Genomic DNA, 26,819 nt, shown 5'->3' with positions numbered 1-26,819 from the left:
ATTTTGCGTTCAGGGGTTACTTCCATGCGTATCAAGGCAACTTTTTTCGCCGCCAGCGCCATTTCGGTCTGCGCTTTCACCAGTGTCTGGTCGCAGGCCCTTATCCCGCAGCGCACCACACCACCGCCAGCTCCGGCTGCAGCGCCCGCACCTGCCCCCGCAGCAACAGCTGCCCCTGCACCAGCTCCGACTGCCGCAAAAGCCAACTGCGCCAACCCGAATGCCATCGGCGTCTCACGCGTGGTGCAGATCGACACCACCGGCGGTCCGGGCTTCGGCTTCGAGCATTTCAAGCAGCTCGATTTTTTGCGCGATAAGGAAGTGGTGCTGACGTTCGATGACGGCCCATGGCCGGTCAACACGCCGTCGGTGCTCAAGACCCTCGCCGACGAATGCACCAAGGCGATTTTCTTCCCGATCGGCAAGCATGCCACCTACTATCCCGAAATTCTCAAGCATGTGGCTGCGGAGGGCCACACCATCGGCTCGCACACCTGGTCGCACGCCAATCTCAACAACAAGAAACTGACCGAGGACCAGCGCAAGGAAGAGATCGAGAAGGGTTTCAGCGCGGTCAAATGGGCGCTCGGAGCTGCGCCCTCGCCGCTGTTCCGTTTCCCTGCACTCCAGCATCCGCCGACGATGGTGACCTATCTCGGCGAGCGCAACATCTCGATCTGGTCATGCGATCTCGACTCGTTCGACTTCAAGGCCAGCACGGCGCAGAAGATCGTCGACACCGTCATGACGAAGCTCGACAAGTTCGGCAAAGGCATCGTGCTGATGCACGACTTCCAGAAACACACCGCCGAAGCCCTGCCTGAACTGATGAAGCGGCTGAAGGCCGGCGGTTACAAGGTAGTCCAGGTGAAGGCCAAGGCGCCGATGCAGACCATCGCGCAATACGACGAGGAAGTCGTCAAGGGATTGAAGCTGCCGACGGTCAGTTCGCGTCCGCTCAACAGCGTCGTGCAGACCATCTCCGAATAGCGGCAAACGCGCACTTGCGGTTGCCCCGGAAATGGCTAAACCGCACGTCATGCGTATTGAAGGCTATGTGATCGTCTCCGCCGACGGCATGCTCGCTGATGCCAGCGGCGTGATGCCCGCTTCGCTCAAGTTCGAAGCCGATCAGAGATTCTTCGAGTCCGCGCTCGATGCAGCGGATTTGATCGTTCACGGCAGGAATTCTTTCGAGGACCAGCCGCGCTCGCCCCAACGCACGCGCATCATCCTGACCCGCAGCGTCGCCGCTCTCGGCCCCGATCCATCCAATCCCAGAGCGACATTGTGGAATCCCGCAGGAGCCTCCTTCGAGGACGCCTGCCGTCATGCCGGCATAACCACCGGAACGGCAGCTGTCATCGGCGGCCCCGATGTATTCGAGATGTTCATGGACCGCTTTGAGGTGTTCTGGCTATCGCAGGCGCACGGCCTGACCATTCCCGGCGGCATGGGCGGCTTTCCGGGCGTGCCGCAACGCTCGCCGCAGGACATTCTCTCCGCTCATGGATTGAAGCCAGAGGAAACGCGCGTGCTTGACGCCGAGCGCCGCGTGGATGTCACGGCCTGGCGGCGGGGTTAGACCCCGGTGTAACGCCCGCTGTCTTCCATCGCCACCGGGCGCGGATAACCCGCGATCACCAGAAGACCGCCGATCAGCGAGAGATTCTTCAGGGCGTGGATCATGTTGTTGATGCGATCGGCGCCGGTCATGTCCCAGAAATTGTGGAAATAGAACGTCGTCACCGCGACGAACAGCACCAGCAGCCAGGCAAAGGTCCGCGTGCCGAAATTCAGCGCAATGAACAGACCGCCGACAACTTCCAGCGCGCCGGCCAGGATCGCCAGCATCTGCGCGGTCGGCATTCCCGTAATGCCCTCGAGCTGAGCCGTATATTGCGTCAGCATCGCCGGAAGGACGACCTTCTCGGTGATCGCCTGGGTGGTCGAGGCGATGTCGAACAGCTTGGAGGCGCCGGAAAACACAAACAGGACGACGAACAGAACGCGTCCGACAGTAACAATGGCTGGCATTTGGCGGCCCCGTATAAATCCCTGAGCAGGACTATACAGGAGTTACCCTCAACCGAACAGCGTCGGCTGCTGCCGCCCCGCCCGCTCCTGCGCCTCGACCGCTGCGACTGCCGTCATGTTGAGAATTCCGCGCGCAGTCACCGACGGCGTCAGGATGTGCGCCGGACGTGTGGGTCCGATCAGGATCGGCCCGACCGGCAGTGCGTCGGCGAGGATCTTGATCATCTGGTAGGCGATGTTGGCCGCGTCTAGGTTCGGCATGATCAGGATGTTGGCCGACCCTTCGAGCCGCGAATGCGGCAGCACCAGCTGGCGCGACAGCGCGGTCAGCGCGGAATCGCCCTGCATTTCGCCGTCGGCTTCGATCTCGGGGTGATCGTTCACCAGAATCTCGGTGGCGCGGCGCATCTTTTGGGCCGAACTCGAGTCGTAGCTGCCAAAATCCGAATGCGACAGGAACGCGACCTTCGGCTTGATGCCGAACCGCTGGACGTGCACGGCGGCCAGCGCCGCCATTTCCGCCAGTTCCTCTGCCGTCGGGTTCGGACGGATCTGGGTGTCGGCGATGAAGTACGCGCCCTTGCTGGTGATCACCAGCGCCAGTGCCGAATAGTCCGCGAGTCCTGGCGTCACGCCGATGATCTCGCGAATACGCCGCAGGTGACTCATGTAGCGGCCATCGACGCCGCACAGCATGGCGTCAGCCTCGCCGCGCGCCACCGCCAGCGCGGCAATGACGGTGGCATTGGTGCGCACCAGTGTCCGCGCGGCTTCCGGCGTGATGCCGTGCCGTCCGGCCAGATCAATGTAGCTCTGGACGTAGGAACGATAACGCGGATCGTCCTCGGGATTGATCAGGTCGAAATCGCTGCCCGGATTGATCGAAAGTCCGAACCGCTTGATGCGCGCGGCCACAACCGACGGACGCCCGACCAGGATGGGCCGCGCCAGCTTTTCCTCAAGCACCACCTGCACCGCGCGCAGCACGCGCTCATCTTCGCCCTCGGCGTAGATCACTCGGACCGGCTGGGTCTTGGCTTTCGCGAACACCGGCTTCATCACAAGACCGGAGCGGAACGCGAAGCGATCGAGCTGGCTGGTATAGGCATCGAAATCGGTGATGGGCCGCGTCGCGACGCCGGAGTCCATGGCGGCTTTCGCCACCGCTGGCGCAACGCGCAGGATCAGCCGGGGATCGAACGGCGACGGGATCAGCGAGCCGGGACCGAAGCCCTGCGTCTCACCGCCGTCGAAACGCACCACCACATCAGACGGCGGATCGCGCGCGAGCTGCGCCAGTGCATCCACCGCGGCGACCTTCATCGCCTCGTTGATCGCCGTGGCGCCGACATCGAGCGCGCCGCGGAAGATGAAGGGGAAGCACAGGACGTTGTTGACCTGGTTCGGGAAGTCCGAGCGGCCGGTGCAGATCATCGCATCGGGCCGCGCCTTGCGCGCCTCATCCGGCATGATCTCGGGATTCGGATTGGCGAGCGCCATCACCAGAGGCTGGTCGGCCATGGCCTTGACCATCTCGGGCTTGAGTACGCCGCCGGCTGACACGCCGAGGAAAATGTCCGCGCCGCCGATCACGTCGCCCAGCGTACGCTTGTCGGTCTTCTGCGCGTAGACGGCCTTCCATTTGTCCATCAGCGTATTGCGGCCTTCATAGACAAGACCGTCGATATCGCAGACCCAGATGTTCTTGCGCTGCGCGCCGAGCGACACCAGCAGATTGAGACAGGCGATCGCAGCGGCGCCCGCGCCCGACGCCACGATCTTGCAGTCTTCCAGCTTCTTGCCGTTGATCAGCAGCGCATTGCGGACCGCCGCGCAGACGATGATGGCCGTGCCGTGCTGGTCGTCGTGGAAGACGGGAATTTTCATTCGCGCCTTGAGCTGCTCCTCGATCTCGAAGCACTCCGGCCCCTTGATGTCTTCGAGGTTGATGCCGCCGAAGGTCGGCTCCAGCGCGGCCACCGTCTCCACCACGCGCGCGATGGTGTCGGCGGCGATCTCGATGTCGAACACATCGATGCCGGCAAACTTCTTGAACAGGACGGCCTTGCCCTCCATCACCGGCTTGGATGCCAGCGGACCGATGTTGCCGAGGCCGAGCACGGCGGTGCCGTTGCTGACGACGGCGACAAGATTGGAGCGGGTTGTCAGTGTCGCCGCCTCATGGGGATCGGCGGCAATGGCTTCGCACGCCGCAGCCACGCCCGGCGAATAGGCCAGCGCGAGGTCGCGCTGGTTGGCCAGCGGCTTGGTCGCCTGAATCTCGAGTTTGCCGGGCTTCGGAAGTCGATGATACGCCAACGCCGCGAGGCGAAGTTCTTCAGACAACGTCGACGCCATACCCGCTCCCGATATTCTCTTCGCCCCGGCCTGCGCCGGTGCTGTTTAGTCCCGTCGTGCGACGGTTATGCGATTCAGTTTTGCGGCAGATTGAGCCTGATATGCAGTTCGCGCAACTGCTTGAGCGAGACCTCCGATGGCGCGCCCATGAGCAGATCTTCAGCACGCTGGTTCATCGGGAAGAGCGAGATCTCGCGCAGGTTGTTCGTACCGCAAAGCAACATGACAATGCGATCGACACCGGCGGCCATGCCGCCGTGCGGCGGTGCGCCATACTGGAACGCGCGATACATGCCGCCGAAACGCTCGATGACCGTTTCCTCGCCATAGCCCGCGATCTCGAACGCCTTCACCATCGCCTGCGGGCGATGGTTGCGGATGCCGCCCGACGCAATCTCGTATCCGTTGCAAGCGATGTCGTACTGGAATGCCTTGATCGTGAGCGGGTCCTGCGTCTCCAGCGCTTCGAGGCCACCCTGCGGCATCGAGAACGGGTTGTGCGAGAAGTCGACCTTCTTGTCTTCCTCGTTGTACTCGTACATCGGGAAGTCGACGATCCATGCGAGCTCGAACCGGTCCTTGTCGATCAGGTTCAGCTCCTCGCCGAGCTTCGTGCGTGCGAGGCCTGCGAACTTCCAGAACTTCTGCGGATCGCCGGCAACGAAGAATGCGGCGTCGCCTTCCTTGAGGCCCAGCTGCTCGCGGATCGCGGCGGTGCGCTCGGGTCCGATGTTGTTGGCGAGCGGGCCTGCGCCCTCACCGCCTTCGCGCCACATGATGTAGCCGAGGCCCGGCTGCCCTTCGCCCTGCGCCCAGGAATTCATCCGGTCGCAGAAGGCACGCGAACCGCCGCCCGGCCCGGGGATCGCCCAGACCTGATTGGTCGCGTCTTCGAGCATGCGTGCGAACACCTTGAAGCCCGAACCGCGGAAGTGTTCGGACACATCCTGCATCACCAGAGGATTGCGCAGGTCGGGCTTGTCGGTGCCGTACTTGCGCAGGCTTTCAGCGAACGGAATGCGCGGCCACTTCTTGGTGACCGGCTTGCCGTTGGCGAATTCCTCGAACACGCCTGTGATCACCGGCTCCATCGCCGCGAACACGTCGTCCTGCGTCACAAAGCTCATTTCGAGATCGAGCTGATAGAACTCGCCGGGCAGACGATCGGCGCGCGGGTCTTCGTCGCGGAAGCACGGCGCGATCTGGAAGTAGCGGTCGAAGCCCGACATCATCAGCAGTTGCTTGTACTGCTGCGGCGCCTGCGGCAGTGCGTAGAACTTGCCGGGATGAATCCGCGACGGCACCAGGAAGTCGCGCGCGCCTTCCGGCGACGACGCAGTGAGGATCGGCGTCTGGAATTCGAAGAAGCCGGCCTTCTTCATCCGCGCACGCATCGAGTCGACGATGGCGCCGCGAGTCATGATGTTCTGGTGCAGCTTCTCGCGGCGAAGGTCGAGGAAGCGGTACTTCAGCCGGATTTCCTCGGGGTATTCCTGATCGCCGAACACAGGCATCGGCAGTTCACCTGCCTCGCCCAGCACTTCGATATCGGCGATAAACACTTCGACCGTACCGGTCGGCAGATCAGGATTGTCGGTGCCTTCGGGGCGGCGGCGAACCTTGCCGTCGATCTTCACCACCCACTCGGCGCGCAGCTTTTCGGCCAGAGAGAATGCCTTCGAATCCGGATCGATCACGCATTGCGTCATTCCGTAATGGTCGCGCAGGTCGATGAACAGCAGTCCACCATGATCGCGGATGCGGTGACACCAGCCGGACAGCCGGACCTCCTGGCCAATGTCGGAATCGCGGAGGGCGCCGCAGGTGTGGGAACGATAACGGTGCATGGAAATCCTGGAAAACGGCGTCAGAGGTCAGAATCAAGGGATACGGGCGCTGGTGCGCGCGCGCAGGGTTTACCCGAGCGCAGGGAACGCGGCAACCGGATGGTGCCGGTTACCCTTCCATAGGGCGGGAAAAAGCTTAATAAAAACAATGCCCCCGACAGCAATCTTGGAGGCCGGGCATGAAGTCTTGCTAGGCCTCGCGCTTGTCCTGCTGGATCACGATGGTCGGCACGCCAAAGGTCCCGGTCCGCACCGTGAAAACCTGCGTGCCCGGCTTGCGGCCCTCGCGCAGTTCGGAGACCTCGAGGCCCGCCTTCTCAAGCCGGGTCCGCGTTGCCGCAACGTCGGCGACACGCCATGAGACGCCGTAAATCTTGTCGGGGCCGTCGCTCCGGCCGTCCTTGAGGCGATGGATGACCTCGAACACCAGACCGCCGGTTCTGAAAAATAGAAAGCGCGTTCCTAGCGCCTCGATGGTCCGGTCGAGTTTCATATCAAGCCCGAGCCGAGCGCCGTAGAGCGCCGCGGTCCGCTCGGGATCCGGTGTCGCGATCACGAGATGATCGAGCATCTCGACCGAAGCCGGCGCGATCTCAGGCGAGCGTGCGAGCTGTTCGCCCCGCTGAAGAAAGAACAGCCGGATGCCATGGGTGGACTCCGCCGACGCGCGGGTACGCTTCCATGTCAGCGTACGGCCCGAGGCAAGGTTCGTGCTCGCGCCATCGCTGATAGCTTCAGGCGCAAGGCCAAGACGCGTCAGGCGATGATGCGCTTTCTCGATGTCGCCAACTTCAAAGGCCAGACTGGCGAGCCCCTCGCCCTGCTTCTCGAGCGCGGCACGGACGCGACCGGCAGCCTCGCCCTCGCCCGCAGGCGCCATCAGTTCAAGCGAGGTGTTGTTGAGCACAAAGATCGCAGTGGCTGCGCCGTCGCTTTGCGCGCGCCACACCGGCGCGCGGCCAAGAAGCGTCTGATAACCGGCAACGCCGGCTTCGATGTCGCGAACCAGAACGACGGCGTGATCAAGTCCAGTAATCATGATGGTGACGAAGCTCGCATGGGAAGCCGCACCTAATCATGTCATCGCGGGCAATGCAGCCCCCTTGCCGCCGTGCATGCCACCCCTGAATTTCACGTTGCGGAATGTTGCTAGCGATCCTGACGGCAGCGCCACTCACGCCGGCCTTTCTTTTTGATGCGCTCGTCTGGCCGGCAGGTTTCTGAGAGATCGATATCGTGAAACGTCCGGGCCTTCACGTCGACGTTGATCGTTGCGTTGAGATTGACGTGAGGCCGGATCGGGATGTGGGTGCCGGCGTTGACATTGAGGCTGTTCGCCAAGGCCGCGGGAACCAGCGACACGATCATGAGACCTGCGGCTGCAGCCTTGATGCGAAATCTCCCGGCCATGGCGAATCTCCCTGAAAATAGTGCATTGCGGCAATGCTCATTGGTCGCGCGGCGCATGCTTCGGGTTCAGATCGGGACGGAGATGTCCCCGCCATGCCCTACAGCCTGCCCTGACAGCCGATTTTCGCATGGAAAAATCCGCTCAAGGCGTTCATAACCCCCGCATGGAAATCATTACCACCACCGACGAACTCACCGCCGTCTGCAATCGCCTCGCCAAACACCGCGTCATCACAGTCGATACCGAGTTTTTGCGCGAAACCACCTATTATCCCCTGCTCTGTGTCGTTCAGTTGGCCAGCGCGGACGAAGCCGCCGTGGTCGATGCGCTTGCTGAGGGAATCGACCTCAAGCCGTTCTTCGACCTGATGGCCAACGAGAATGTGTTGAAGGTGTTCCACGCTGCGAGGCAGGACATCGAAATCATCTTTCACCGCGCCGGCATCATTCCGCATCCGGTTTTCGATACCCAGGTCGCCGCCATGGTTCTCGGCTATGGCGACAGCATCGCCTACGACCAGCTTGTCGAGCGCATCACCGGTCATCGTCCCGATAAAACCCATCGCTTCACCGACTGGTCGAACCGTCCGCTGACACAGGACCAGATCACCTATGCGGTCGCCGACGTCACGCATCTGCGCGATGTGTTCGCAGCGCTCGACGCCGACCTCAAGAAACGCGGCCGCAGCGAATGGGTCAGCGAGGAGATGGAAATTCTCACCTCACCGAAAACTTATGACTTCCATCCAGAGCGCGCATGGGAGCGGCTCAAGACGCGCGTGCGCAAGCCGAAAGAACTCGCGGTGCTGATGGAAGTCGCGGCATGGCGCGAGCAGGAAGCACAGAGCCGCGACGTGCCGCGCTCGCGTGTGCTGAAGGACGACGCCATCGGCGACATCGCCACCCATGCGCCCACCACACTTGAGCGGCTGGCCGGTCTGCGGTCGCTGCCGAAGGGCTTCGACAAATCGAAATGGGGCCAGGACATTCTCGCCGCGGTGAAGCGCGGAATTGCGCGCGACCTGACCAAGTTGCCGAAGCTCGACAAGCCGCGCGGCAATGCCAATGGCGGCGCGACCGTCGAATTGCTGAAAGTGCTCTTGCGCATGACCTCGGAACAGCACGCGGTCGCCAGCAAGGTGATCGCGACCGTGGACGACCTCGAACAGATCGCGGCCGACGACAACGCCGATGTCGGCGCGCTGCACGGCTGGCGCCGCGAGCTGTTCGGCGAAGCTGCGCTGGCTTTGAAGAAAGGCCGCCTCGCGCTGGCCATCGACAAGGGCCGCGTGGTGCGGGTCGATCGCGAGTAAAAGCTTCAGCATTTACAATGCGTTCGGATGCGACGCTCCCAGTATAATCCACTGCAAATAACCAGGTTATTGACTTAAGACGACCGGTCATATTATGAATTGGACATCCCCTCAGGAGGTCCAGATGCCTAAGAACCGCCAAATCCTGCTCAAGCGCCGTCCCAGTGGAATGCCGACCCTCGATGATTTCCAACTGGTCGAGAAAGAACGCCCTGAGCCGGGGCTTGGTCAGGTTCTCGTCCGCAATCAGTTGCTGTCACTTGATCCGTACATGCGCGGACGGATGGATGACGGAAAGTCCTACATGGCGCCGGTCGAGCTTGGGCAGGTGATGACGGCTCATACGGTCGGCGAAGTCGTAACGAGCAACGACCCCGCTTTCGATCCCGGCGAGAAGGTTTTCCTGACGGGAGGCTGGCAGGACTATGCGATCGCCCAAGCACCTGATGTGAGGAAGATCAATCCTGCTCTGCCCGACGCGGCGTGGCTCGGCCCAATGGGCCTGCCCGGCTGGACCGCACACTACGGCCTGTTTGAGCTTGGACATCCGGCCACAGGCGAGACGCTTGTCGTGTCTTCTGCCGCAGGCGCCGTCGGCAGTCTTGTCGGCCAGTTGGCAAAGGCTCAAGGCCTGAGAGTGGTCGGCATCGCTGGCGGGCCGGAGAAATGCGCCTACGTCGTCAACGAACTCGGTTTCGATGCATGCGTCGATTACAAGGTCTCCGAATTCGCCGCACGCCTCGCGGATGCCTGCCCCAACGGTATTGATATCGATTTCGAGAACGTCGGAGGCGACGTGCTCAATGCAATTTGGCCACTTCTCAATGCCAGCGCGCGCATCGTCGTGTGTGGACTGAGCGCACATTACAACCTTACAAAGCCCCTGCCCGGCCCCGACCTGACCAAGGTCCTGAAACAGCGCGTCAACATGCGCGGCTTCATCATCTCGGACCATCGTCTCCACATTCCAAAAGCAATCGGAGAAATGGCAACGCTGGTGGGTCAGGGCAAGCTGACAACCCGCAATGATATAACGACGGGTCTCGAGTATGCCCCGAATGCTTTCATCGGGATGTTGCAGGGAAAGAACTTCGGCAAGACGCTGGTTCAGGTCGCATGAGCACGCACCACAGCGCAGAGACGTCAAACGTCAGCTTGACGCCTCTGTGCAGGGTGGATGCACGTCTCGCCGAACCTCTCGTGCTGCCGAATACGCCGACGGGCACGAGATCAATTCTCGAGGCAGTGTCGCTCAAGATCACGGGTGTGCGCCTCTCCGCACACATGAAAGGCCACGCGACCGCCGACTGGCTGACACTGTCGGCCGACGGCACTATCGGCACGCTCGACGTGCGCGCCACGCTCGAAACTGATGACGGCGCATTGATCTTCATGCAGTACAATGGCCGCATGCAACGCCAGATCGACGGAACGCGGAAGATTTATATCGCTCCGCGTTTCGACACCGGCGATCCCCGCTATGCCTGGCTCAATGCCGTTCAGGGTGTTGGAAAGGCGCTGCTGCAGGAGGGGTCGCGCGACCTGCACTACGACATCTACGAAGTTACCTAAGGGAAGAATCAACGACGATGCCCAAACCGAATGTAAAGGACAGGATTGTCGCCGCCGGCCTTGAAGTGCTGCACCGTCAGGGCTTCAACGGCTCCGGCGTTCAGGACATCACAGATGCGGCCGGCGTGCCGAAGGGATCGTTCTACAATCACTTCGAAAGCAAGGAAGTGTTGGGGATCGCGGCGCTTGATCGCTATTGGCAAGGCGCACTGACCAAGATGCCGATCTTGCGTGATGCGAGCATTCCGCCGATCGAGCGCCTGCGGCGTTACTTCCAGTCGCTTTTCGCTATCTCTACCGAGCAGGGATACTCGAAAGGCTGCCTCATCGGCAATTTTAGTCTTGAGCTAGCCGACCACAGCCCAGCGGTGCGAGACCGGCTCGCCGAGATTTTGAAAGCCTGGACGGGCGCCATCGAAGATTGCCTTCGCGAAGCGAAGCAATCCGGTGCGCTTCGCAACGATCTCGATCCCTCCGCTGTCTCGGCATTTATGCTGAACGCATGGGAGGGAACCGTTCTGCGCGCCAAAGTCGACAAGGACGGCAGCGCTTATGCGCAATTCGATGCTGCGATCTTCGACGGGATGTTGCGATGACGGATGGCGCGACACACGTTCAGCGCGTCTTTCTAAACGTCAGATTGATCCGCTGCGCACCGAGCAACGGATGCTCGCCGTCGGCGAGCGGCATCACGCCGTGATAGGCCAGCCGCGACGGCCCACCCCATGCGACGACATCGCCATGGATCAGCCGGTAGCGCATGGTCTTGTCGGACCGGCTCTGGCCGCCGAACAGAAACGTGGCAGGCAGACCCAGCGAGACCGAAACAATCGGCGCGTCAAAATCCAGTTCGTCCTTGTCCTGATGCAGTGACAACTTTGCGCCGGGCTCGTAGCGATTGATAAGACACGCATCAGGGCGAAAACCGGCGAAGCCCGCCTTCGCTGCGGCCTGCTCCGCGATCTCCGCAAACACAGCCGGCATGGGCGGCCAAGGCCGACCGCTTTCCGGGTCGATGGGATCATAACGATAGCCAGTGCGATCGCTGACCCAGCCAACTCTTCCGCAATTGGTCATGGCTACCGACATCCGGTGTCCTCCGGGCGTCACGAGATGGCGGAACGGCGCGCGTTCGATGATTGTGTGCACCGCTTCGATCAGGGGAGCTTCCAGCGGCCGTGCAAAGCACGCAAGCAGCATCGCACCCGGCGCGAGTTGCACATCGCGCAGATCCGCAACATCGCCGTCGAACAGATCACGCATCATCAGTTCCAAGTGAACAGCGCGGCCTCGCCGCTCCTGCTCCACTTCAACCGATTCAAGGCGATGCTTCCACCCGATTCCCCGAAATTGCTGTCTATAAAAACAAACCGGGCGGAAGCTTGAACTTCCGCCCGGCGATCATTTGAACCCAATGAAATCTTAGGCCGCAGCCTTCTTCGAGGTCGGAACTTCCGAGATCGTCTTCAGGATCTGCGAAGCGATCTGGTAGGGGTCGCCCTGCGAGTTCGGGCGGCGGTCTTCCAGATAGCCCTTGTAATCGTTGTTGATGAAGGAGTGCGGGACGCGGATCGACGCGCCGCGGTCCGCCACGCCGTAGGAGAACTTGTTCCAAGGCGCGGTCTCGTGCTTGCCGGTCAGACGCTTGTCGTTGTCCGGGCCGTAGACGGCGATGTGATCCATCAGGTTCTTGTCGAACTGCTTCATCAGAGCTTCGAAGTAATCCTTGCCGCCGACCGTGCGCATGTACTCGGTCGAGAAGTTGGCGTGCATACCCGAGCCATTCCAGTCGGTGTCGCCGAGCGGCTTGCAGTGGAATTCGATATCGATGCCGTACTTCTCGGTGAGGCGGAGAAGCAGGTAACGCGCGATCCACATTTCGTCAGCGGCCTTCTTGGAGCCCTTGCCGAAGATCTGGAATTCCCACTGGCCCTTCGCCACTTCGGCGTTGATGCCTTCGTGGTTGATGCCGGCGGCGAGACACAGGTTGAGGTGCTCTTCGACGATCTCGCGGGCGACCGAGCCGACGTTCTTGTAGCCGACGCCGGTGTAGTACGGGCCCTGCGGAGCCGGATAACCTTCCGTCGGGAAGCCGAGCGGACGGCCATCCTTGTAGAAGAAGTATTCCTGCTCGAAGCCGAACCATGCGCCGGCGTCATCGAGAATGGTGGCGCGCTTGTTGGACGCGTGCGGGGTCTTGCCGTCGGGCATCATGACTTCGCACATCACCAGTGCGCCGTTGATGCGCGTCGTATCCGGGTAGACAGCAACCGGCTTCAGCACGCAATCCGAGCTGTGGCCTTCAGCCTGCTGGGTCGAGCTTCCGTCGAAGCCCCACAACGGGAGCTGCTCGAGAGTCGGAAACGCATCGAATTCCTTGATCTGGGTTTTCCCGCGAAGGTTCGGGGTCGGCGTATAGCCATCGAGCCAGATGTACTCGAGCTTGTATTTGGTCATTTCGATCTCTCGTGAGTGAACGATTGCGTTGCTAAGTTCCCGGCCGATTTAGCCGCCGGAGGGTCCGGCCGCAAACGGCTGCGCCCGTTAATAAGCATTTAACGTGCCAACTGTCTGCCCAAGGCCAGGCAGTCGGTTGCACAGCCCGCCGCCCCCATCCGGACGGCTCCCGTCAGGTGATTCGCAAGCCACGCGCCGCCCTGTGCGCGTTTTGTCATCAATTTCAATGCCTGCCTTCTTTCGCGGCGGCACGATTCAAGCCGCCGGAAACGGGAAACCCTTCAAGTGCGAGAGCGTTAAGGTTTCAGGCGCATGCTGAGTGAAGGCGCAGAATCCAAGGTGCGCAAATTGTATGCATTTGCCTGCTTTTTATAGGGCAAACCGCGCAAAAGACGTGCGTTCCTCTTACATTAGACCTCCACGCGACGAGATCGCAACGAGAGGAGACCGGAATGACACCTAATTCGACCCAGCCGACGGCCAAGATCTACCAATTCCCTGTGGGCGGCCGTGCGGCACTCAGCAGCCGGACTGAGCCCGCCAAGCCCATGCTCGACTACGCGGTCTCTGGCAGCGGCTGGTACCACGAAGCCGCCATCGAAGAGACCAAGCGCGGCAGCGAGCACTGATGGCGTCCGCCTGTACGACGCCCGGGTGGCCTGACCGCCCGGTGGAGATTTGCGAAGTCAAATAAAGGGTCGAAGCGCGCTTCGGCCCTTTTCCTTTGGGCGTGTGCCCTGCCCGTTACGCACCGAAGATCGACCAGCCCATCCGCTTGCTGAGGGTTTCAAGCGCATCGCGACCAAGCCGGGAGTTGCCGTTGGCATCGAGGCCCGGCGACCAGACCGCAATGGAAGCCTTGCCCGGCGCAATGGCCAGGATGCCCCCGCCGACACCGCTCTTTCCAGGCAGACCGACCCGATAGGCGAACTCTCCAGAGCCGTCGTAATGCCCGCATGTCAGCATCACGGCGTTGATGCGCCGCGCCCGCTCCGGCGGAACGACCAGAAATCCGGTCGACGGATTGCGACCCGAGTGCGCGAGAAACCGCCCCGCCATCGCAAGCTGGCGGCACGACATGGCGATAGCGCATTGATGGAAATAGACGCCGAGCGTCAGCTCCACAGGATTTTCGATAACCCCGAACGACTTCATGTAATTGCCGAGCGCGATATTGCGAAAACCGGTGCGCTGCTCGGATGCAGCGACGGACTCATCGATCTTGATCGAGGAGTCGCCCGAGAGGAACTGCATGAATCTGAGGATTTCGCCCAGCGTTTCCCGAGGCTGATGCCCGGACAGGATGGCATCGGTCACGGCAATCGCGCCGGCATTGATGAAAGGATTGCGCGGGATACCGCGTTCCCGCTCAAGCTGAACGATGGAGTTGAACGGGCTGCCCGACGGCTCGCGCCCCACCCGCTGCCACAGCTTGTCGCCGATCATGCCCAATGCGAGCGTGAATGTGAACACCTTGGAAATGCTTTGAATCGAAAACGACGTGTCGGCATCGCCGCCTGCCGCGACATGCCCGCTGGAATCGACCACCACCAGGCCGAACGCATTGACATCGACACCCGCCAGTTCGGGAATATAGGTCGCGACTTCTCCGCGATCCTTTCGTTCCATCATCTCGCCGGCGATTTCCTTGACGACGCGATCTAAAGTGGCATTGCTCATTTCGGCTTCGGCTTCCGATTGCGGACACACGGTCTTATCGAACGTGGTCATATGCGACAACCGTGCCAACGCGACAATCGCGCCAAAAGCGCTCACGCGCAGCCTCCCAGATCCCGTCTCTATTTTGCGTCGTGGAAAATGATGCCGACCGTATGCCGGTGCCCCGACCGGAGCTGGCTGACGCCATGGCGCAGATTAACGCGATAAGTCCCGCGCGTGCCCTGAACCGGGCGGTGATGGACCGCGAACACGACAGCATCGCCCTGCTTCAATGGCACCACCGCCGCGCGTGACTGCATGCGCGGACGCTGCTCCGTCAGCACGAACTCGCCGCCGGTGAAATCGCGCTCCGGTTCCGACAGCAGGATCGCAACCTGCAACGGAAACACATGCTCGCCGTACAGGTCCTGATGCAGGCAATTGTAGTCGCCCGCGTTGTACTGGAGCAGCAACGGCGTCGGCCGCGTCTGCCCGGCCTTGTGGCAGCGCTTGATGAAATCGCCATGCTCCGCAGGATACCGCACGTCGATTCCCATCGACTCGTTCCAGCGGTTGGCGATCGGCGCCAGTTGCGGATACAGCGCCGTCCGTAATGCGGCGATGCTATCCGGCAGAGGATAGGAAAAATACTTGTATTCGCCGCGCCCGAAGCCGTGGCGAGCCATGATGATGTGGCTGCGGAAGATACCGTCCTCGCCGTAGAGACCGGCGAGCGAACCGCATTCATCGGGTGACAGCAGCCGCGGCAGCACCGCCCAGCCGTTGCCATCGAGGCGCGTTGCGATGTCAGGCCAGTCCATCGCCTCGACACGCGCCGGCGACGCCGGAGTTGTGACTTTTGCTGCTGCGATCATGTCCGGGCTCCTGTCTAATGCCCCGAACTAGGACAACCGCAACAGGCCTTCCACCCGATTTCCGGCGGGATGGAACTACGGCTTCACGATCATGGCAGTGCGTCCAATCAGACGCGCGAGCTGCTTGAAGCGATTGGTGACGCGGTCGGCGGCAAGATCTGCGGCCCGCTTGTCGAACGCCAGGATAAGCTTGCGGTCCTGATTGCGGAAATGCGTGTGCGGCAGCACGCCGCGCTGGGCCGCGGAGATCATGAAGGCAACGCGGAAGGCAGCGCCGATCAGGCGAGCGCGATCGACCATCGCCGGAGGAATAAGCGCGCGCACGGCTTGCGGCGCCTCGTTCTCCTCGTTCAATCCGGCGTAGCGATAATAGGCCGCGAGCGCGAGAAACACCCTGCCCTCGTGAGTCACCGCGCCGAAATTTCCGTTGATGATGAAATCGAGCGATTGCTCGCCGCGATGATCCGGATGGGCCCGCCAGGCTGCGTCGGACAGCCAGCACGCCGCATGACGCAGCCGCTTCTCGTCCTCGCTCTCACGCAGGCCCGCAACCCGGAACAGCTTGTCGGTCCACACGATCAGATCGTCGGCATGGCGCGGCGAACGCGCGCGCAGTTCGTTCATGGTCTGCGCGGTTGCGATCAGGCCGTCTTTCTGCTGCTCCTTTTCAGGCAGCATCTCATAGAGCAATCCTTCGCGAACGCCGTAGGTCGAGAACACGATGTTCTTCGGCTTCGCGACGCGGATGATGTATTCGAGCACGAGCGCCGCATAGGTCAGCAGCGGCCGGCGGGCATCGGCCACGGTCTCGATGTCGGCGAGCGTATTGCTTGCGGCCAGACGGCGGAGCCGCCGTACAAAGTCCAGCGCGTCGGCCGCCGGAATGGTGTAGCCGTGCATCACGTGCAGCGGATAGCCGCTCTGGATGATGTGGATGCGTGCCAGCGCGCGCCATGTGCCGCCGACCGCATAGAACGTCCGGCCCGCGCCGGCCTTGAGCTGCGGCAATCCGGTCAGCCCGGCGGCGACGATACGCTCCGCCTTCTTCAGCGATTTCTGCGACGCATCCTGCAACGCGAGGCCGCCGAGCGGCAGTGTCGTGCCTGAGCGAATGCGCTGGCCGCGCACATCGATGAGTTCGAGCGAACCGCCGCCGAGATCGCCGACGATGCCGTCCGGCTTGTAGACGCCCGACGCGACGCCGAGCGCAGACAGCTTCGCTTCGCGCGCGCCCGAAAGGATATTGATGGGGCAGCCGCAGATGCGCTCGGCCTTGGCGATGAAGTCCGGCCCGTTGGTCGCGTCGCGGCAGGCTGCAGTGGCGATCGCGTGGACCTCGCCGACCTTCATGATCTTGCAGAGCGCCTTGAAGCGCTTCAGAGCCGCCAGCGCCTTTTCGACGGCGTCTGCCGCCAGCAATCCGGTCGACTGCACTTCGCGGCCGAGACCGCAAAGTGTTTTCTCGTTGAAGATCGGTGCGAGATTGCGCGTCTTGTCCTCGTAGACAACAAGACGGACGGAGTTCGATCCGATGTCGATGACCGCGACGCTCTTCGATGGCTTGCGCGCAGCACGAGGCCGCTCGCGAACGAGTGCCGGGCTCACGGATTCGTTCTTCGAACCACTAACGCTCCGAACGGCGCGTAAGACGGCGTGGCGAAGATTCTTTAAGCGACTTTCCACGGCCTGACAGACTCGGATTCGTCATGAAGTAATCGTGCACGTTGAAAGGTTCCTCGCCCTTCGCGGCCTTCATACGCGTTGACGACCCATCCGGCAACAACTGCCAGCTCTGCTCGTTGTCCTTGAGGTTCGCGACCATGATTTGTTCGAGAACCTGCTGATGAACCGTAGGATTTTGCAGCGGACACAGCACCTCGACGCGGCGGTCGAGATTGCGGGGCATCATGTCCGCGGACGAAATATACACAGCGGCCTTGGCGCTCGGCAGGCCGTGCCCCATGCCGAAGCAGTAGATTCGCCCGTGTTCCAGGAACCGGCCGATGATCGATTTGACCCGGATGTTCTCCGAAAGTCCGGGAACACCGGGACGCAAACAGCAAATTCCGCGGATCACCAGATCGATCGAGACACCGGCCTGCGATGCCTCATAAAGCGCGTCGATGATCTCGGGATCGACCAGCGAATTCATCTTCAGCCAGATCGCCGCCGGCTTTCCATGACGGGCGAAATTCGCCTCGCCATGAATGTGCTCGAGCATCCGCTTGCGCAGCGTGAGCGGCGACACGCCCATCTTCTCGATGTCGCGCGGCTCCGCATAGCCGGTGATGTAATTGAAGACGCGCGCCGCATCGCGCGCGATCACCGGGTCGGACGTGAAGTACGACAGGTCCGTGTAGATGCGCGCGGTGACCGGATGATAGTTGCCTGTCCCGGCATGAACATAAGTCGTCAGCCCCGTGCCTTCCCGGCGCACCACCAGCGACAGCTTGGCGTGAGTCTTGAGCTCGAGGAACCCGTAGACCACCTGCACGCCCGCGCGTTCAAGATCGCGCGCCCAGCGGATGTTGGCTTCCTCGTCGAACCGCGCCTTCAGTTCGACCAGCGCCGTCACCGACTTTCCGGCTTCGGCGGCTTCGGCAAGCGTCCGTACGATCGGTGAATCGCGTGATGTGCGATACAGCGTCTGCTTGATCGCGACGACATCGGGATCGCGCGCCGCCTGTTGCAGGAACTGCACGACGACGTCGAACGATTCATAGGGATGATGGACGACGAGATCCTTCTGGCGGATCGCGGCAAAGATATCGCCGCCATGGTCGCGAACGCGCTCGGGATGGCGCGGCACATAGGGCGTGAACTCGAGATCGGGACGATCGAGCCGCGTCAGTTGCGACAGTTCGTTCATGGCGAGCACGCCATCGACAAGCAGCACGTCATCGTCAGGTGTCGACAGTGCGCGCTGCACGAAAGCGCGGAGATCATCCGGCATGGTGGCTTCGATTTCGAGGCGGATCACCGACCCGCGGCGGCGGCGCTTCAGCGCCGACTCGAACAGGCGAACGAGATCCTCGGCCTCTTCCTCGATTTCCAGTTCGGAGTCGCGGATGATGCGGAACGCGCCCTCACCCTTGACCATATAGCCGGGGAACAGACGGCCGATGAACAGCGCCGTGGCCTGTTCAAGCGTGATGAGACGCACCGAGCCGTCCTTGCCTGCGGGCAAACGGATAAAGCGATCGATCTTACCCGGCATGCGGATCAGCGCATTCATCGCCTTGCCGTCGGACACCCGCGCCAGATGCAGCGCGATCGTGAAGCCGAGACTTGGGATGAACGGGAACGGATGCGCCGGATCGATCGCGAGCGGCGTCAGCAGCGGGAAGATGTTGTGAAGGAAGTGGTCCTCGATCCAGGCGCTTTCGGCCTTGGTGACGTCCTTCCCATCGACCAGGACGATCCCGACCTCGGACAGGCCGCCGCGCAGATCGCGCCAGATTGTCTGCTGGTCGCTTGCAAGCTTCGAGACGGTCTCGTTGATCTTGGCGAGCTGCTCGGTGGGCGTCGAGCCGTCCGGGCTGCGCTCGGTGATGCCTTCACGGATCTGTGCCTTGAGGCCCGCGACGCGGACCATGAAGAACTCATCAAGGTTATTGGCGGAAATCGACAGGAACCGGACTCGCTCCAGCATCGGGTGGTTCGGATTGACCGACTCTTCCAGCACGCGGCGGTTGAAGTGGAGCCACGACAGTTCGCGGTTGATGAAGCGCTCCGGGCTTGACCCGATCGACGACGCGGTTGAAACCTCTTCGTTTTCTTCTTTTTTAACAATAGCTTGCGCGGCGTCCATGAAGTCAGACCTCATATCGTGTCATCAGTCCGGACCTTAGGCCCGTTCCACTGAGACAATGTGCCAGTCTCATGACAGTTCGATGACATGATGAGCCAACAGGTCTTAACGACCAAGCCCTGTTCGATCAGGTCGCAGGGTCTTTGAGAAGTTCCGCGGCCAGGGCGCGGGTCACCGGCCGGCGCAGCCGCAGCGCCTCCTCGTCCAGCAATTCGACCGTCCGTCGCGCCGCCGCAAAGGATCGCTCGATACGGGTCGAGAGATAGCTGACGATCCCCTCATCCACGGTCATCTGGCGGTCGGCACAGAATTTGACGATCAGCGCCCGGAACAACAGGTCGTCCGGCGGGGTCAGCGTGACCACCGGCACGGCCCGCAGCCGGGACCGCAGATCGTGCAATGTCACTGCGAATGACGACGGCTGTACCCGTCCCGTCAGCAGGATATGGGCCCCATCTTCACGCGCCAGATTAAGAAGATGAAACAGCGCGCGCTCATCGAAGGACGCCGGGTCGAGATCATCCACGACCAGCGCGCCAGTCGCCAGTTCGCCCGGTACGTTAGCCGGCGTCAGTGTGTGGGCCGCAACCGACCGGGCACCCGCTTCGGCCGCCCAGATCGACGCAAGATGGCTTTTGCCGCTGCCCTCCGGCCCCACCAGCATCATCACGCGGTTGGGCCAGTCGGGCCACGCGTCGATCAGCGCGAGCGCCTGCGCGTTGGCCGAGCCTTCAAGGAAATTATCGCGCGTCAGGCTTTCCGCATGCGGCAAGGCAAGGGCCAACTGACGAGGACGGACGCGAGCTACCACGTAAGACTCCTGGCCGAACCGTACGCAACCTGCGGCTTGTGAAATCGTATCACGGAATCGGCGCAGTCGCGCTCATGTGCCGTGCCCACTCCACCAGATAGAAGGACACCGAAAGCAGCGTCAAGACGGTCACGAAACCGGCCAGAATGATCTCATACGGCGACGCATTGAACTGGAAACCAAGCGAGGCCAGTACCAACGCGGCGAACGACACTTGCGCCACGGTGTTCAATTTCGAGACCATCAGCGGCTTCATCGGAACCGGATTGTCGAGCAGCCAGGAGATGATCACCGCGCCGACGATCATGAAGTCACGCGACACCACGAGGATGACCAGCCAGCGCGGGATGTCGCCCGAGATTCCGAGCGTGACGTAAATCGAGACCAGCAGCGCCTTGTCGGCCACGGGATCGAGCAGCGCGCCGATCTCCGTGGTCATGTTGAACCGCTTGGCAAGGAACCCGTCGATGGCATCGCTGACCCCCGCCACCACGAAGATCACGAAGGCGATAGTCATCTGGTTCGAGGCGATGGCCCAGACGATGACCGGCACCAGCAGGATGCGGCCCAAGGTGATGATGTTCGGTAGATTCACGCGACTTTTTCCCGGCTGTTCCTGTTTTAACGAGCCCCGGACGGCTTGCAAAGGATACGGGGATGCGGCGGACCGCTCGGGGGCCTTTCTCCTAGCTATGCACAGCCTGCCCGGCGGCCATTGCGCCAAGGCAAAATCCGACGTAACCACCGGCTAACTCTCGGAATCCCCGGCATGACCGATCAAAAATCCGGCCTGACTTATTCATCCGCCGGCGTCGATATCGACGCCGGAAACCGCCTGGTCGACCTCATCAAGCCGCTGGTGCGCGCCACGGCGCGGGCGGGCGCCGATGCGGAAATCGGCGGATTTGGCGGGCTGTTCGATCTCAAGGCCGCCGGCTTCAAGGACCCCATTCTGGTCGCCGCCACCGACGGGGTCGGCACCAAGGTCAAGATCGCCATCGAGACCGGCATCCACGGCGGCATCGGCATCGACCTCGTGGCGATGTCGGTCAACGATCTCGTGGTTCAGGGCGCGGAGCCGCTCTTCTTTCTGGACTACTTCGCCTGCGGCAAGCTCGACCCCGAGGCCACCGCCTCGATCGTGGCAGGCGTCGCCGAGGGCTGCCGCGAATCCGGCTGCGCCCTGATCGGCGGCGAGACCGCAGAAATGCCCGGCCTCTACAAGGATGGCGACTACGACCTAGCAGGCTTCGCGGTGGGAGCAGCGGAGCGCGGCACCCTGCTGCCGCACAAGGACATCGGCCCCGGCGACGCGGTGATCGGCCTCGCCTCGTCCGGTGTTCACTCCAACGGCTTCTCGCTGGTACGCAAGGTGGTCGAGAAATCCGGGGTGACGTTCGACGCGCCGGCACCTTTCGCGCCCGTCATGACGCTCGGCGGCGCCCTGCTCGCCCCAACAAAGCTCTATGTGAAGTCGTGCCTCGCCGCGATCCGCCAGACCGGCGCGGTCAAGGGTCTCGCGCACATCACCGGCGGCGGCTTCACCGACAACATTCCGCGCGTGCTGCCGAAACATCTCGGCGTCCGCATCAATCTGGCCGCCGTCCCCGTTCTTCCGGTGTTCAAGTGGCTCGCGGCCGAGGGCAATATCGCCGAACTCGAATTGCTGCGCACCTTCAACTGCGGCATCGGCATGGTCGCCATCGTCAAGCGCGACCAGCTTGTCGAGGTGATGGACGTGTTCGCGCAGAACGGCGAGCGCGTGGTCGATCTCGGCGAAGTGGTCGAAACGCAAGGCGACGAGCGCGTGATCTACGACGGCCACCTCAACCTGGCGGATTGAGATGGCACGACGCCGCGTCGCCATTCTGATCTCGGGGCGCGGATCGAACATGACCGCGCTGATCGAGGCCGCGGCCGCGCAGGACTATCCGGCGCAGATCGCTCTGGTGATCTCAAACATTGCAGGCGCCGGCGGATTGGCAAAGGCAAGCGCTGCCGGGATCAAGACCGAGACCATCGAGAGCAAGCCGTTCGGCAAGGACCGCGAAGCGTTCGAGCGCGCGTTGCACGGCGTTCTGCTGGCTCACGATATCGATCTCGTCTGCCTCGCGGGATTCCTGCGCCTGCTGACACCATGGTTCGTCAAGCAGTGGGACGGCCGGATGCTCAACATCCACCCGGCCCTGTTGCCTTCCTACAAGGGACTGCACACCCACGAGCGAGCTCTGGCCGACGGCGTGAAGATTCACGGCGCGACGGTGCACTTCGTGGTGCCCGAAATGGATTCGGGGCCGATCGTCATGCAGGGCGCTGTCGGTGTGCATGACGACGATACGGCGGATACGCTGGCTGCTCGGGTGCTTGGCGTTGAGCACCGGATTTATCCGGATGCACTCCGCCTCGTCGCCAGCGGCCGCACGCGGCTGATGAGCGGGATTTGCAAGACCGGCGATGCCGGCCCCGACACTGCGCTGATCGTTCCAGCTGTCAGCTAGATAGCGCATCAAACAAAAACCCCCGGCTGGTGGCCGGGGGAGCATCACATTCCGTCGAATCGCGACGTCAGGAAACTTTCAGGTTTTCCGCAGATGACTTGCCGCGATTTTCTACCAGTTCGTACTCGATCGTCTGATTTTCATTGAGGGTCGAAAGCCCGGCGCGCTCGACCGCCGAGATGTGCACGAACACGTCCTTGTCACCGACCGCCGGTTTAATGAACCCGTAGCCTTTGGTCGGGTTGAACCACTTCACCGTACCTTTTGCCAACGTCCGTCTCCTCGTCCAGATATAAAAAAGGCGCGGTCACGCTCATCGCGTGCCACGCCGCTAGCGGGCTTCAAATGTTTTGCAGAATGTCGTGTCTTCCAAGTCCACAGCCGAACGGCCCAAATCCGATTGCAGCCACAATCCCAACACGAAAATTTCGGCTTAGCAAGACTGCAAAACACCACAAACGCCTGTGGCCGCAGCACCACAGCGGGTGCGAATGCCCCGCGGCCGGCATGGCGGTGCGTTGACGCAAGCGGCGGATTCGGGGCAAATCGCATAACGCTATTGCAACAAATCCTTTTGAGTTCCCCTTTTGATGACACTGTCAGCGAGCATGGGCCGGAAAAAGCTGCTGCACGTGACGGTGGCCGGGGTCGCCCTGTGCACAGCATCGAGCGCCAGCGCACAGTTCATCCCGCCGACCCCGGGCGTCACCGACAACAACTCCCAACTCTCCGTCAACGCCGCACAGTTCGACCTTGGCAGCAGCTTTCTGCAGCGGCTCGGACGCGAAGCGACCTACGGATATGCCGCGCGGGATAATTCCGGCGGCGGCGGCGCATCGCAAAGCACCGCCGAGCCTCAGTACCGGACATGGGCCGAAACCTACGGCATTCGCGCACGCACGGCTGCGCAAGGGACCTTTGTCGGCGACAAGCGTGGAACGCTCGGCGTGGTTGGCGGCATTGGCGCGACCGTCGCGCCCGGCCTGAACGTCGGCTTCTCCGCCGATCAGAGCCAGACATGGATCGACGTGCCGCTCGCGCTGCAAAGCGCGACGCTCGGCATGACTCAGCTCGGCGTCAACGCCTCCTACGTCAACGGACCGTGGACCGTAGCGATGGCCGCTGTTCATGGCTTTGCCAGGATCAGCTCAATCCGCGCGACGCCGCTCGGCAGCGCGTATGCCAACTATCGCGGCAGCATCGATGGCGTGCTTGGCGAGCTGAACTACACCTACTCCTTCGGCCAGAGCCGCATCGTGCCGAAGGTGGCGCTTGAATACGTCTCCGCCCGCACCGACAGATTCTCCGAATCCGGAGGGTTTCTTCCTGTGACCGTTGCCGACGGGCATGGCGAGCGTGCCCGCGTCCTGGCCGGCGCTGAATTCGGGCACTACTGGATCGTCGGCCAGCAGGCGATCGACGTGTCCGTCTATGGCAAGTTCGTCGACAACTTCACGCAGAACATCGGGACCGTGCAGGTCAGCCTCGGCAACAACGCCATCGGCGTCGCCGGCATCCGCGAAAGCCGGAACGGCGCCGACGCGGGCGCCGCCGCGTCCTGGATCCTGAGTAACACGGCAAGACTCTACGCCACCTATGATGGCAGGTTCCGCAGCGGCTTTGAATCACACCAGGGCACTGTCGGCGTCGAGCTGAAGTGGTGAGTTGCTGAGCGCGGGGATCGCGCGGCAGCAATCTGCCCCAAACGACAACGTCCCGGCTTTCACCGGGACGTTTTCATTTCTGGAACCTTGATCGTCGTTTACGCTGCTGCCGGCGCTTCCTGCTGCTCGCGCAATGCACGCTTTCGCCAGATCGAGCCGACCACCAACACCACGATCACACCGAGCACTGCGAGCGTCAGCTCACCGATCTCGCCGTTGAACTTTAGGTGCTTGGCAAAGCCGAACATGGCCGACGTGGTGTCGACGTCGAGCGCGATATGGCCGTCGAGCACGCGATGCAGCCAAGGCGCGACCGCGGGGTCGGTTGCGATCACCTCGCCCGCAATCCAGCCGAGCAGCGCGGCACCGAGCCAGACCAGAGCGGGCACGCGGTCGAGCAACGCCATGATGAGCGCGGCACCGGCGACGATCATCGGAATGCTGATGGCAAGGCCGAGGATCAGCAGGATGGCGCTGCCGTTGGCTGCCGCAGCAACCGCGATGACGTTGTCGAGGCTCATGATGATGTCGGCCACGGCAACGATACGAACCGCCGCCCAAAGATGGGCTGCGGCCTGTACACCATCCTCGTCTTCCTTTTCGGGAACGAGGAGTTTCGCGGCGATCACCAGCAGCGCGAGTCCGCCGATCAGCTTCAGGAACGGCATCGTCATCAGGGTCACGACGATGAAGGTGAAGATGATGCGCAGCAGGACTGCGACACCGGCACCCAGGATCATGCCCCACACGCGCTGCTTGGGTTGCAGCCCGCGGCACGCCAGCGCGATCACCAGTGCATTGTCGCCGGACAACAGCACGTTGATCCAAATGATCTTGGTCAGGGCGACCCAGAACTGAGGTTGCTGAATCTCATTCTCGAACTGAGTGATGAGACCGCCGATTGTGGCGGGATCGAAAATCTGAGCAATCCAGTTCACGTTAAGGCCCCCCCGACCGTTTGTTGTTACCGGTTATTCAAGTCAGCCGACGATTTCATTCCCCGAAAAGAACTGAGCGATCTCGATCACCGCAGTCTCTGCAGCGTCCGACCCGTGCACAGAGTTTTCGCCGATCGACTTGGCGTGCGCCTTGCGGATGGTGCCTTCCGCAGCCTTCGACGGATCGGTCGCGCCCATCACGTCGCGGTACTTCAGGATGGCGCCCTCGCCTTCGAGAACCTGCACAACGACCGGGCCGGAAATCATGAAGTCGACCAGTTCGCCGAAGAACGGACGCGCCTTGTGCACGGCGTAGAAAGTCTCGGCCTGCGCGCGGGTCATCAGAATGCGCTTCTGCGCGACAATGCGCAGTCCAGCCTTCTCGATGATGGCGTTGACGGCGCCGGTCAGATTACGCGCGGTCGCGTCAGGCTTGATAATCGAAAAGGTGCGCTCAATCGCCATGGTACTGTCCTTGAAAGCAGATGTTGGAAGGGTTGCCGCGCTTATAACGGCGCGGTGATGCAACGGCAAGCTGGTATACCAGCGGCCCGCCCGGGATGGACGGCATGCCGCACCCGATACCTCTGCTGCAGGTGCCTGCCAAGCCCCTCCCGAAAACTTACTGCAATTTCATCGAGATGAATGCTGCCTGACGCCGCCATGCCGATTCAGTTCAGGATCGCGCGGCTAGTTTGCCCGCGTAGGCCGGCATCGGTTGCCCACGAACATTCAGCAAGGCGTCCGGCTGCGCCTCAGATCGAATTCGAGGAGATCACCATGATCCGCAAACTCATTCTCGCATGCGCCGCAGTTGCAGCTCTTGGCGCGGCTGCGCTCACCCCGTCCGTTGCTTCTGCCCATGGCTGGCACGGCGGACATGGCTGGCACGGTGGTGGCTGGCGTGGTGGCGGTTTCCACCGCGGCTGGGGCGGCCCGCGCTTCGTCGGCGGTCCGGTCTACTTCGGCGGCGGCTATGGCGGCTGCTACGTGCGCCGTCTGGTTCCGACGCCGTGGGGCTATCGCTACCGGCTGGTGAACCGCTGCTACTGATCAAGACCTGCACGACTGCTTCCCCGAAACTTGCACCGGCCGCCACAAGCGGCCGGTTCTTTTTGTCGCACCCTTCTCCTGGATCGAACCGCGCGCGCAACCGGATCGACAGACATGCAGGGACACATCAAGGCGCCCTGCGCCAAACCGAAGGAGACTTGTCATGTTGCGCAAACTCGTTCTTGGACTGGCTGCTGTCGCTGCTCTGTCCACCACTGCCCTGCTTCCCACTGCGGCTTCGGCCAAGGGCTGGAAAGGCTGGCATCATCATCACCATCACGGCCACTGGGGCCATGGCTACGGCTTCTATGCCGGCGGTTATGGTGGCGGCTATGGCGGCTGCTACGTAAAGCGCCTGGTCAATACGCCGTACGGCCTTCGCTATCGGATCGTGAACGTTTGCTTCTAAGCGGATCGCATCCGCTCCTCCCCAGACTAGGCCCCCGGCAGTAACCCTGTTCCGGGGGCTTCTTTCATCGTGAGTTCCGGTTCCCGAACATTTAAATTTTTACCGAT

28 protein-coding genes are annotated in these 26,819 nt (G+C 62.1%); 12 read left to right on the top strand and 16 right to left on the bottom strand.

The window, feature by feature from the left end:
- Window positions 1–24: 24 nt before the first annotated feature.
- Both AC1Q67_RS19475 and AC1Q67_RS19470 read left to right on the top strand, forming a co-directional pair.
- Window positions 25–990, top strand: coding sequence for a polysaccharide deacetylase family protein (locus tag AC1Q67_RS19475; RefSeq protein ID WP_492236711.1), 966 nt, complete (start codon window positions 25–27; stop codon window positions 988–990).
- Between the two features lie 49 nt (window positions 991–1,039).
- A complete protein-coding gene (locus tag AC1Q67_RS19470; protein ID WP_492237157.1) occupies window positions 1,040–1,585 on the top strand; it encodes a dihydrofolate reductase family protein in 546 nt (181 codons plus the stop codon).
- Here AC1Q67_RS19470 and AC1Q67_RS19465 read toward each other — a convergent pair.
- The 5 genes from AC1Q67_RS19465 to AC1Q67_RS19445 all read right to left on the bottom strand — a co-directional run bounded on the left by AC1Q67_RS19465 (window position 1,582) and on the right by AC1Q67_RS19445 (window position 7,652).
- Window positions 1,582–2,037 (bottom strand): DoxX family protein, encoded by a 456-nt coding sequence (locus tag AC1Q67_RS19465; protein ID WP_024577464.1) that lies wholly within the window; start codon window positions 2,035–2,037, stop codon window positions 1,582–1,584. The two genes, AC1Q67_RS19470 and AC1Q67_RS19465, sit on opposite strands and share 4 nt — an antisense overlap.
- A gap of 48 nt (window positions 2,038–2,085) precedes the next feature.
- The gene (locus AC1Q67_RS19460) at window positions 2,086–4,395 is read right to left on the bottom strand and encodes an NADP-dependent malic enzyme (protein WP_492236712.1); all 2,310 of its coding nucleotides are present in this window, start codon (window positions 4,393–4,395) and stop codon (window positions 2,086–2,088) included.
- 74 nt (window positions 4,396–4,469) lie between these two features.
- Window positions 4,470–6,242: an aspartate--tRNA ligase gene (gene aspS / locus AC1Q67_RS19455; RefSeq protein WP_492236713.1), complete on the bottom strand. Its 1,773-nt coding sequence runs from the start codon at window positions 6,240–6,242 to the stop codon at window positions 4,470–4,472.
- 190 nt (window positions 6,243–6,432) lie between these two features.
- A complete protein-coding gene (locus AC1Q67_RS19450) occupies window positions 6,433–7,281 on the bottom strand; it encodes a VOC family protein (protein WP_492236714.1) in 849 nt (282 codons plus the stop codon).
- Between the two features lie 110 nt (window positions 7,282–7,391).
- On the bottom strand, window positions 7,392–7,652 hold the full coding sequence (locus AC1Q67_RS19445; RefSeq protein ID WP_492236715.1) for a hypothetical protein: 261 nt from the start codon (window positions 7,650–7,652) through the stop codon (window positions 7,392–7,394).
- A gap of 164 nt (window positions 7,653–7,816) precedes the next feature.
- Here AC1Q67_RS19445 and rnd point away from each other — a divergent pair, with 164 nt between their 5' ends.
- The 4 genes from rnd (at window position 7,817) to AC1Q67_RS19425 (ending at window position 11,133) form a co-directional block, all read left to right on the top strand.
- Window positions 7,817–8,965, top strand: a complete 1,149-nt coding sequence (gene rnd, locus AC1Q67_RS19440; protein ID WP_006020315.1) for a ribonuclease D — start codon at window positions 7,817–7,819, stop codon at window positions 8,963–8,965.
- Between the two features lie 124 nt (window positions 8,966–9,089).
- A complete protein-coding gene (locus AC1Q67_RS19435; protein WP_492236716.1) occupies window positions 9,090–10,085 on the top strand; it encodes an NADP-dependent oxidoreductase in 996 nt (331 codons plus the stop codon).
- Window positions 10,082–10,537, top strand: coding sequence for a DUF3237 domain-containing protein (locus tag AC1Q67_RS19430; RefSeq protein ID WP_492236717.1), 456 nt, complete (start codon window positions 10,082–10,084; stop codon window positions 10,535–10,537). Before AC1Q67_RS19435 ends, AC1Q67_RS19430 begins: the two co-directional genes overlap by 4 nt.
- A gap of 17 nt (window positions 10,538–10,554) precedes the next feature.
- Window positions 10,555–11,133 carry a TetR/AcrR family transcriptional regulator gene (locus AC1Q67_RS19425; RefSeq protein WP_024577472.1) on the top strand — a complete coding sequence of 193 codons (579 nt, stop codon included), beginning with the start codon at window positions 10,555–10,557 and terminating at the stop codon, window positions 11,131–11,133.
- A 19-nt stretch (window positions 11,134–11,152) separates the two neighbouring features.
- Here AC1Q67_RS19425 and alkB read toward each other — a convergent pair whose 3' ends face one another.
- Together alkB and AC1Q67_RS19415 are read right to left on the bottom strand one after the other, a co-directional pair.
- The gene (alkB, locus tag AC1Q67_RS19420; RefSeq protein WP_492236718.1) at window positions 11,153–11,803 is read right to left on the bottom strand and encodes a DNA oxidative demethylase AlkB; all 651 of its coding nucleotides are present in this window, start codon (window positions 11,801–11,803) and stop codon (window positions 11,153–11,155) included.
- Window positions 11,804–11,959: 156 nt separating this feature from the next.
- Window positions 11,960–12,994 carry a glutamine synthetase beta-grasp domain-containing protein gene (locus AC1Q67_RS19415; RefSeq protein ID WP_492236719.1) on the bottom strand — a complete coding sequence of 345 codons (1,035 nt, stop codon included), beginning with the start codon at window positions 12,992–12,994 and terminating at the stop codon, window positions 11,960–11,962.
- Between the two features lie 452 nt (window positions 12,995–13,446).
- Here AC1Q67_RS19415 and AC1Q67_RS19410 point away from each other — a divergent pair, with 452 nt between their 5' ends.
- Complete coding sequence (locus AC1Q67_RS19410) at window positions 13,447–13,623, top strand: DUF2735 domain-containing protein (RefSeq protein WP_081710791.1); 177 nt, start codon at window positions 13,447–13,449, stop codon at window positions 13,621–13,623.
- A gap of 115 nt (window positions 13,624–13,738) precedes the next feature.
- Here the strand turns inward: AC1Q67_RS19410 and AC1Q67_RS19405 are convergent, their stop codons facing one another.
- The 6 genes from AC1Q67_RS19405 to AC1Q67_RS19380 form a co-directional block, all read right to left on the bottom strand.
- Entirely contained in the window at window positions 13,739–14,674 is a 936-nt protein-coding gene (locus AC1Q67_RS19405; RefSeq protein WP_024577475.1) for a glutaminase, read from the bottom strand.
- Window positions 14,675–14,793: 119 nt separating this feature from the next.
- Window positions 14,794–15,528: a 2OG-Fe(II) oxygenase gene (locus AC1Q67_RS19400; RefSeq protein ID WP_492236720.1), complete on the bottom strand. Its 735-nt coding sequence runs from the start codon at window positions 15,526–15,528 to the stop codon at window positions 14,794–14,796.
- A gap of 75 nt (window positions 15,529–15,603) precedes the next feature.
- Entirely contained in the window at window positions 15,604–17,133 is a 1,530-nt protein-coding gene (gene ppx, locus AC1Q67_RS19395) for an exopolyphosphatase (protein ID WP_492236721.1), read from the bottom strand.
- Between the two features lie 19 nt (window positions 17,134–17,152).
- On the bottom strand, window positions 17,153–19,339 hold the full coding sequence (locus AC1Q67_RS19390) for an RNA degradosome polyphosphate kinase (RefSeq protein WP_492237158.1): 2,187 nt from the start codon (window positions 19,337–19,339) through the stop codon (window positions 17,153–17,155).
- Between the two features lie 127 nt (window positions 19,340–19,466).
- Window positions 19,467–20,150, bottom strand: a complete 684-nt coding sequence (locus AC1Q67_RS19385; RefSeq protein ID WP_492236722.1) for a P-loop NTPase family protein — start codon at window positions 20,148–20,150, stop codon at window positions 19,467–19,469.
- A gap of 49 nt (window positions 20,151–20,199) precedes the next feature.
- The gene (locus AC1Q67_RS19380; RefSeq protein WP_024577480.1) at window positions 20,200–20,745 is read right to left on the bottom strand and encodes a CDP-alcohol phosphatidyltransferase family protein; all 546 of its coding nucleotides are present in this window, start codon (window positions 20,743–20,745) and stop codon (window positions 20,200–20,202) included.
- 174 nt (window positions 20,746–20,919) lie between these two features.
- On the opposite strand from AC1Q67_RS19380, the gene purM reads away from it, so the two are divergent.
- Entirely contained in the window at window positions 20,920–21,993 is a 1,074-nt protein-coding gene (gene purM / locus AC1Q67_RS19375; protein ID WP_024577481.1) for a phosphoribosylformylglycinamidine cyclo-ligase, read from the top strand.
- A 1-nt stretch (window position 21,994) separates the two neighbouring features.
- Window positions 21,995–22,648, top strand: a complete 654-nt coding sequence (purN, locus tag AC1Q67_RS19370; protein ID WP_492236723.1) for a phosphoribosylglycinamide formyltransferase — start codon at window positions 21,995–21,997, stop codon at window positions 22,646–22,648.
- Between the two features lie 67 nt (window positions 22,649–22,715).
- On the opposite strand, the gene AC1Q67_RS19365 is transcribed toward purN, so the two are convergent.
- Window positions 22,716–22,919 (bottom strand): cold-shock protein, encoded by a 204-nt coding sequence (locus AC1Q67_RS19365; RefSeq protein ID WP_002711511.1) that lies wholly within the window; start codon window positions 22,917–22,919, stop codon window positions 22,716–22,718.
- Window positions 22,920–23,238: 319 nt separating this feature from the next.
- On the opposite strand from AC1Q67_RS19365, the gene AC1Q67_RS19360 reads away from it, so the two are divergent.
- The gene (locus tag AC1Q67_RS19360; protein ID WP_492236724.1) at window positions 23,239–24,312 is read left to right on the top strand and encodes an autotransporter outer membrane beta-barrel domain-containing protein; all 1,074 of its coding nucleotides are present in this window, start codon (window positions 23,239–23,241) and stop codon (window positions 24,310–24,312) included.
- Window positions 24,313–24,410: 98 nt separating this feature from the next.
- On the opposite strand, the gene AC1Q67_RS19355 is transcribed toward AC1Q67_RS19360, so the two are convergent.
- A complete protein-coding gene (locus AC1Q67_RS19355; RefSeq protein WP_492236725.1) occupies window positions 24,411–25,250 on the bottom strand; it encodes a TerC family protein in 840 nt (279 codons plus the stop codon).
- Between the two features lie 42 nt (window positions 25,251–25,292).
- Window positions 25,293–25,715 (bottom strand): nucleoside-diphosphate kinase, encoded by a 423-nt coding sequence (gene ndk, locus AC1Q67_RS19350; RefSeq protein WP_492236726.1) that lies wholly within the window; start codon window positions 25,713–25,715, stop codon window positions 25,293–25,295.
- Window positions 25,716–26,030: 315 nt separating this feature from the next.
- On the opposite strand from ndk, the gene AC1Q67_RS19345 reads away from it, so the two are divergent.
- Both AC1Q67_RS19345 and AC1Q67_RS19340 read left to right on the top strand, forming a co-directional pair.
- The gene (locus tag AC1Q67_RS19345; protein WP_024577486.1) at window positions 26,031–26,303 is read left to right on the top strand and encodes a hypothetical protein; all 273 of its coding nucleotides are present in this window, start codon (window positions 26,031–26,033) and stop codon (window positions 26,301–26,303) included.
- 163 nt (window positions 26,304–26,466) lie between these two features.
- Window positions 26,467–26,712 carry a hypothetical protein gene (locus AC1Q67_RS19340; protein ID WP_024577487.1) on the top strand — a complete coding sequence of 82 codons (246 nt, stop codon included), beginning with the start codon at window positions 26,467–26,469 and terminating at the stop codon, window positions 26,710–26,712.
- Window positions 26,713–26,819: the final 107 nt, after the last annotated feature.

This window comes from Afipia sp. GW823-FHT06G09, from assembly GCF_058794875.1.
Note: the sequence above shows the minus strand (reverse complement) of the source record. Positions and strands in the feature narration are given on the sequence as shown.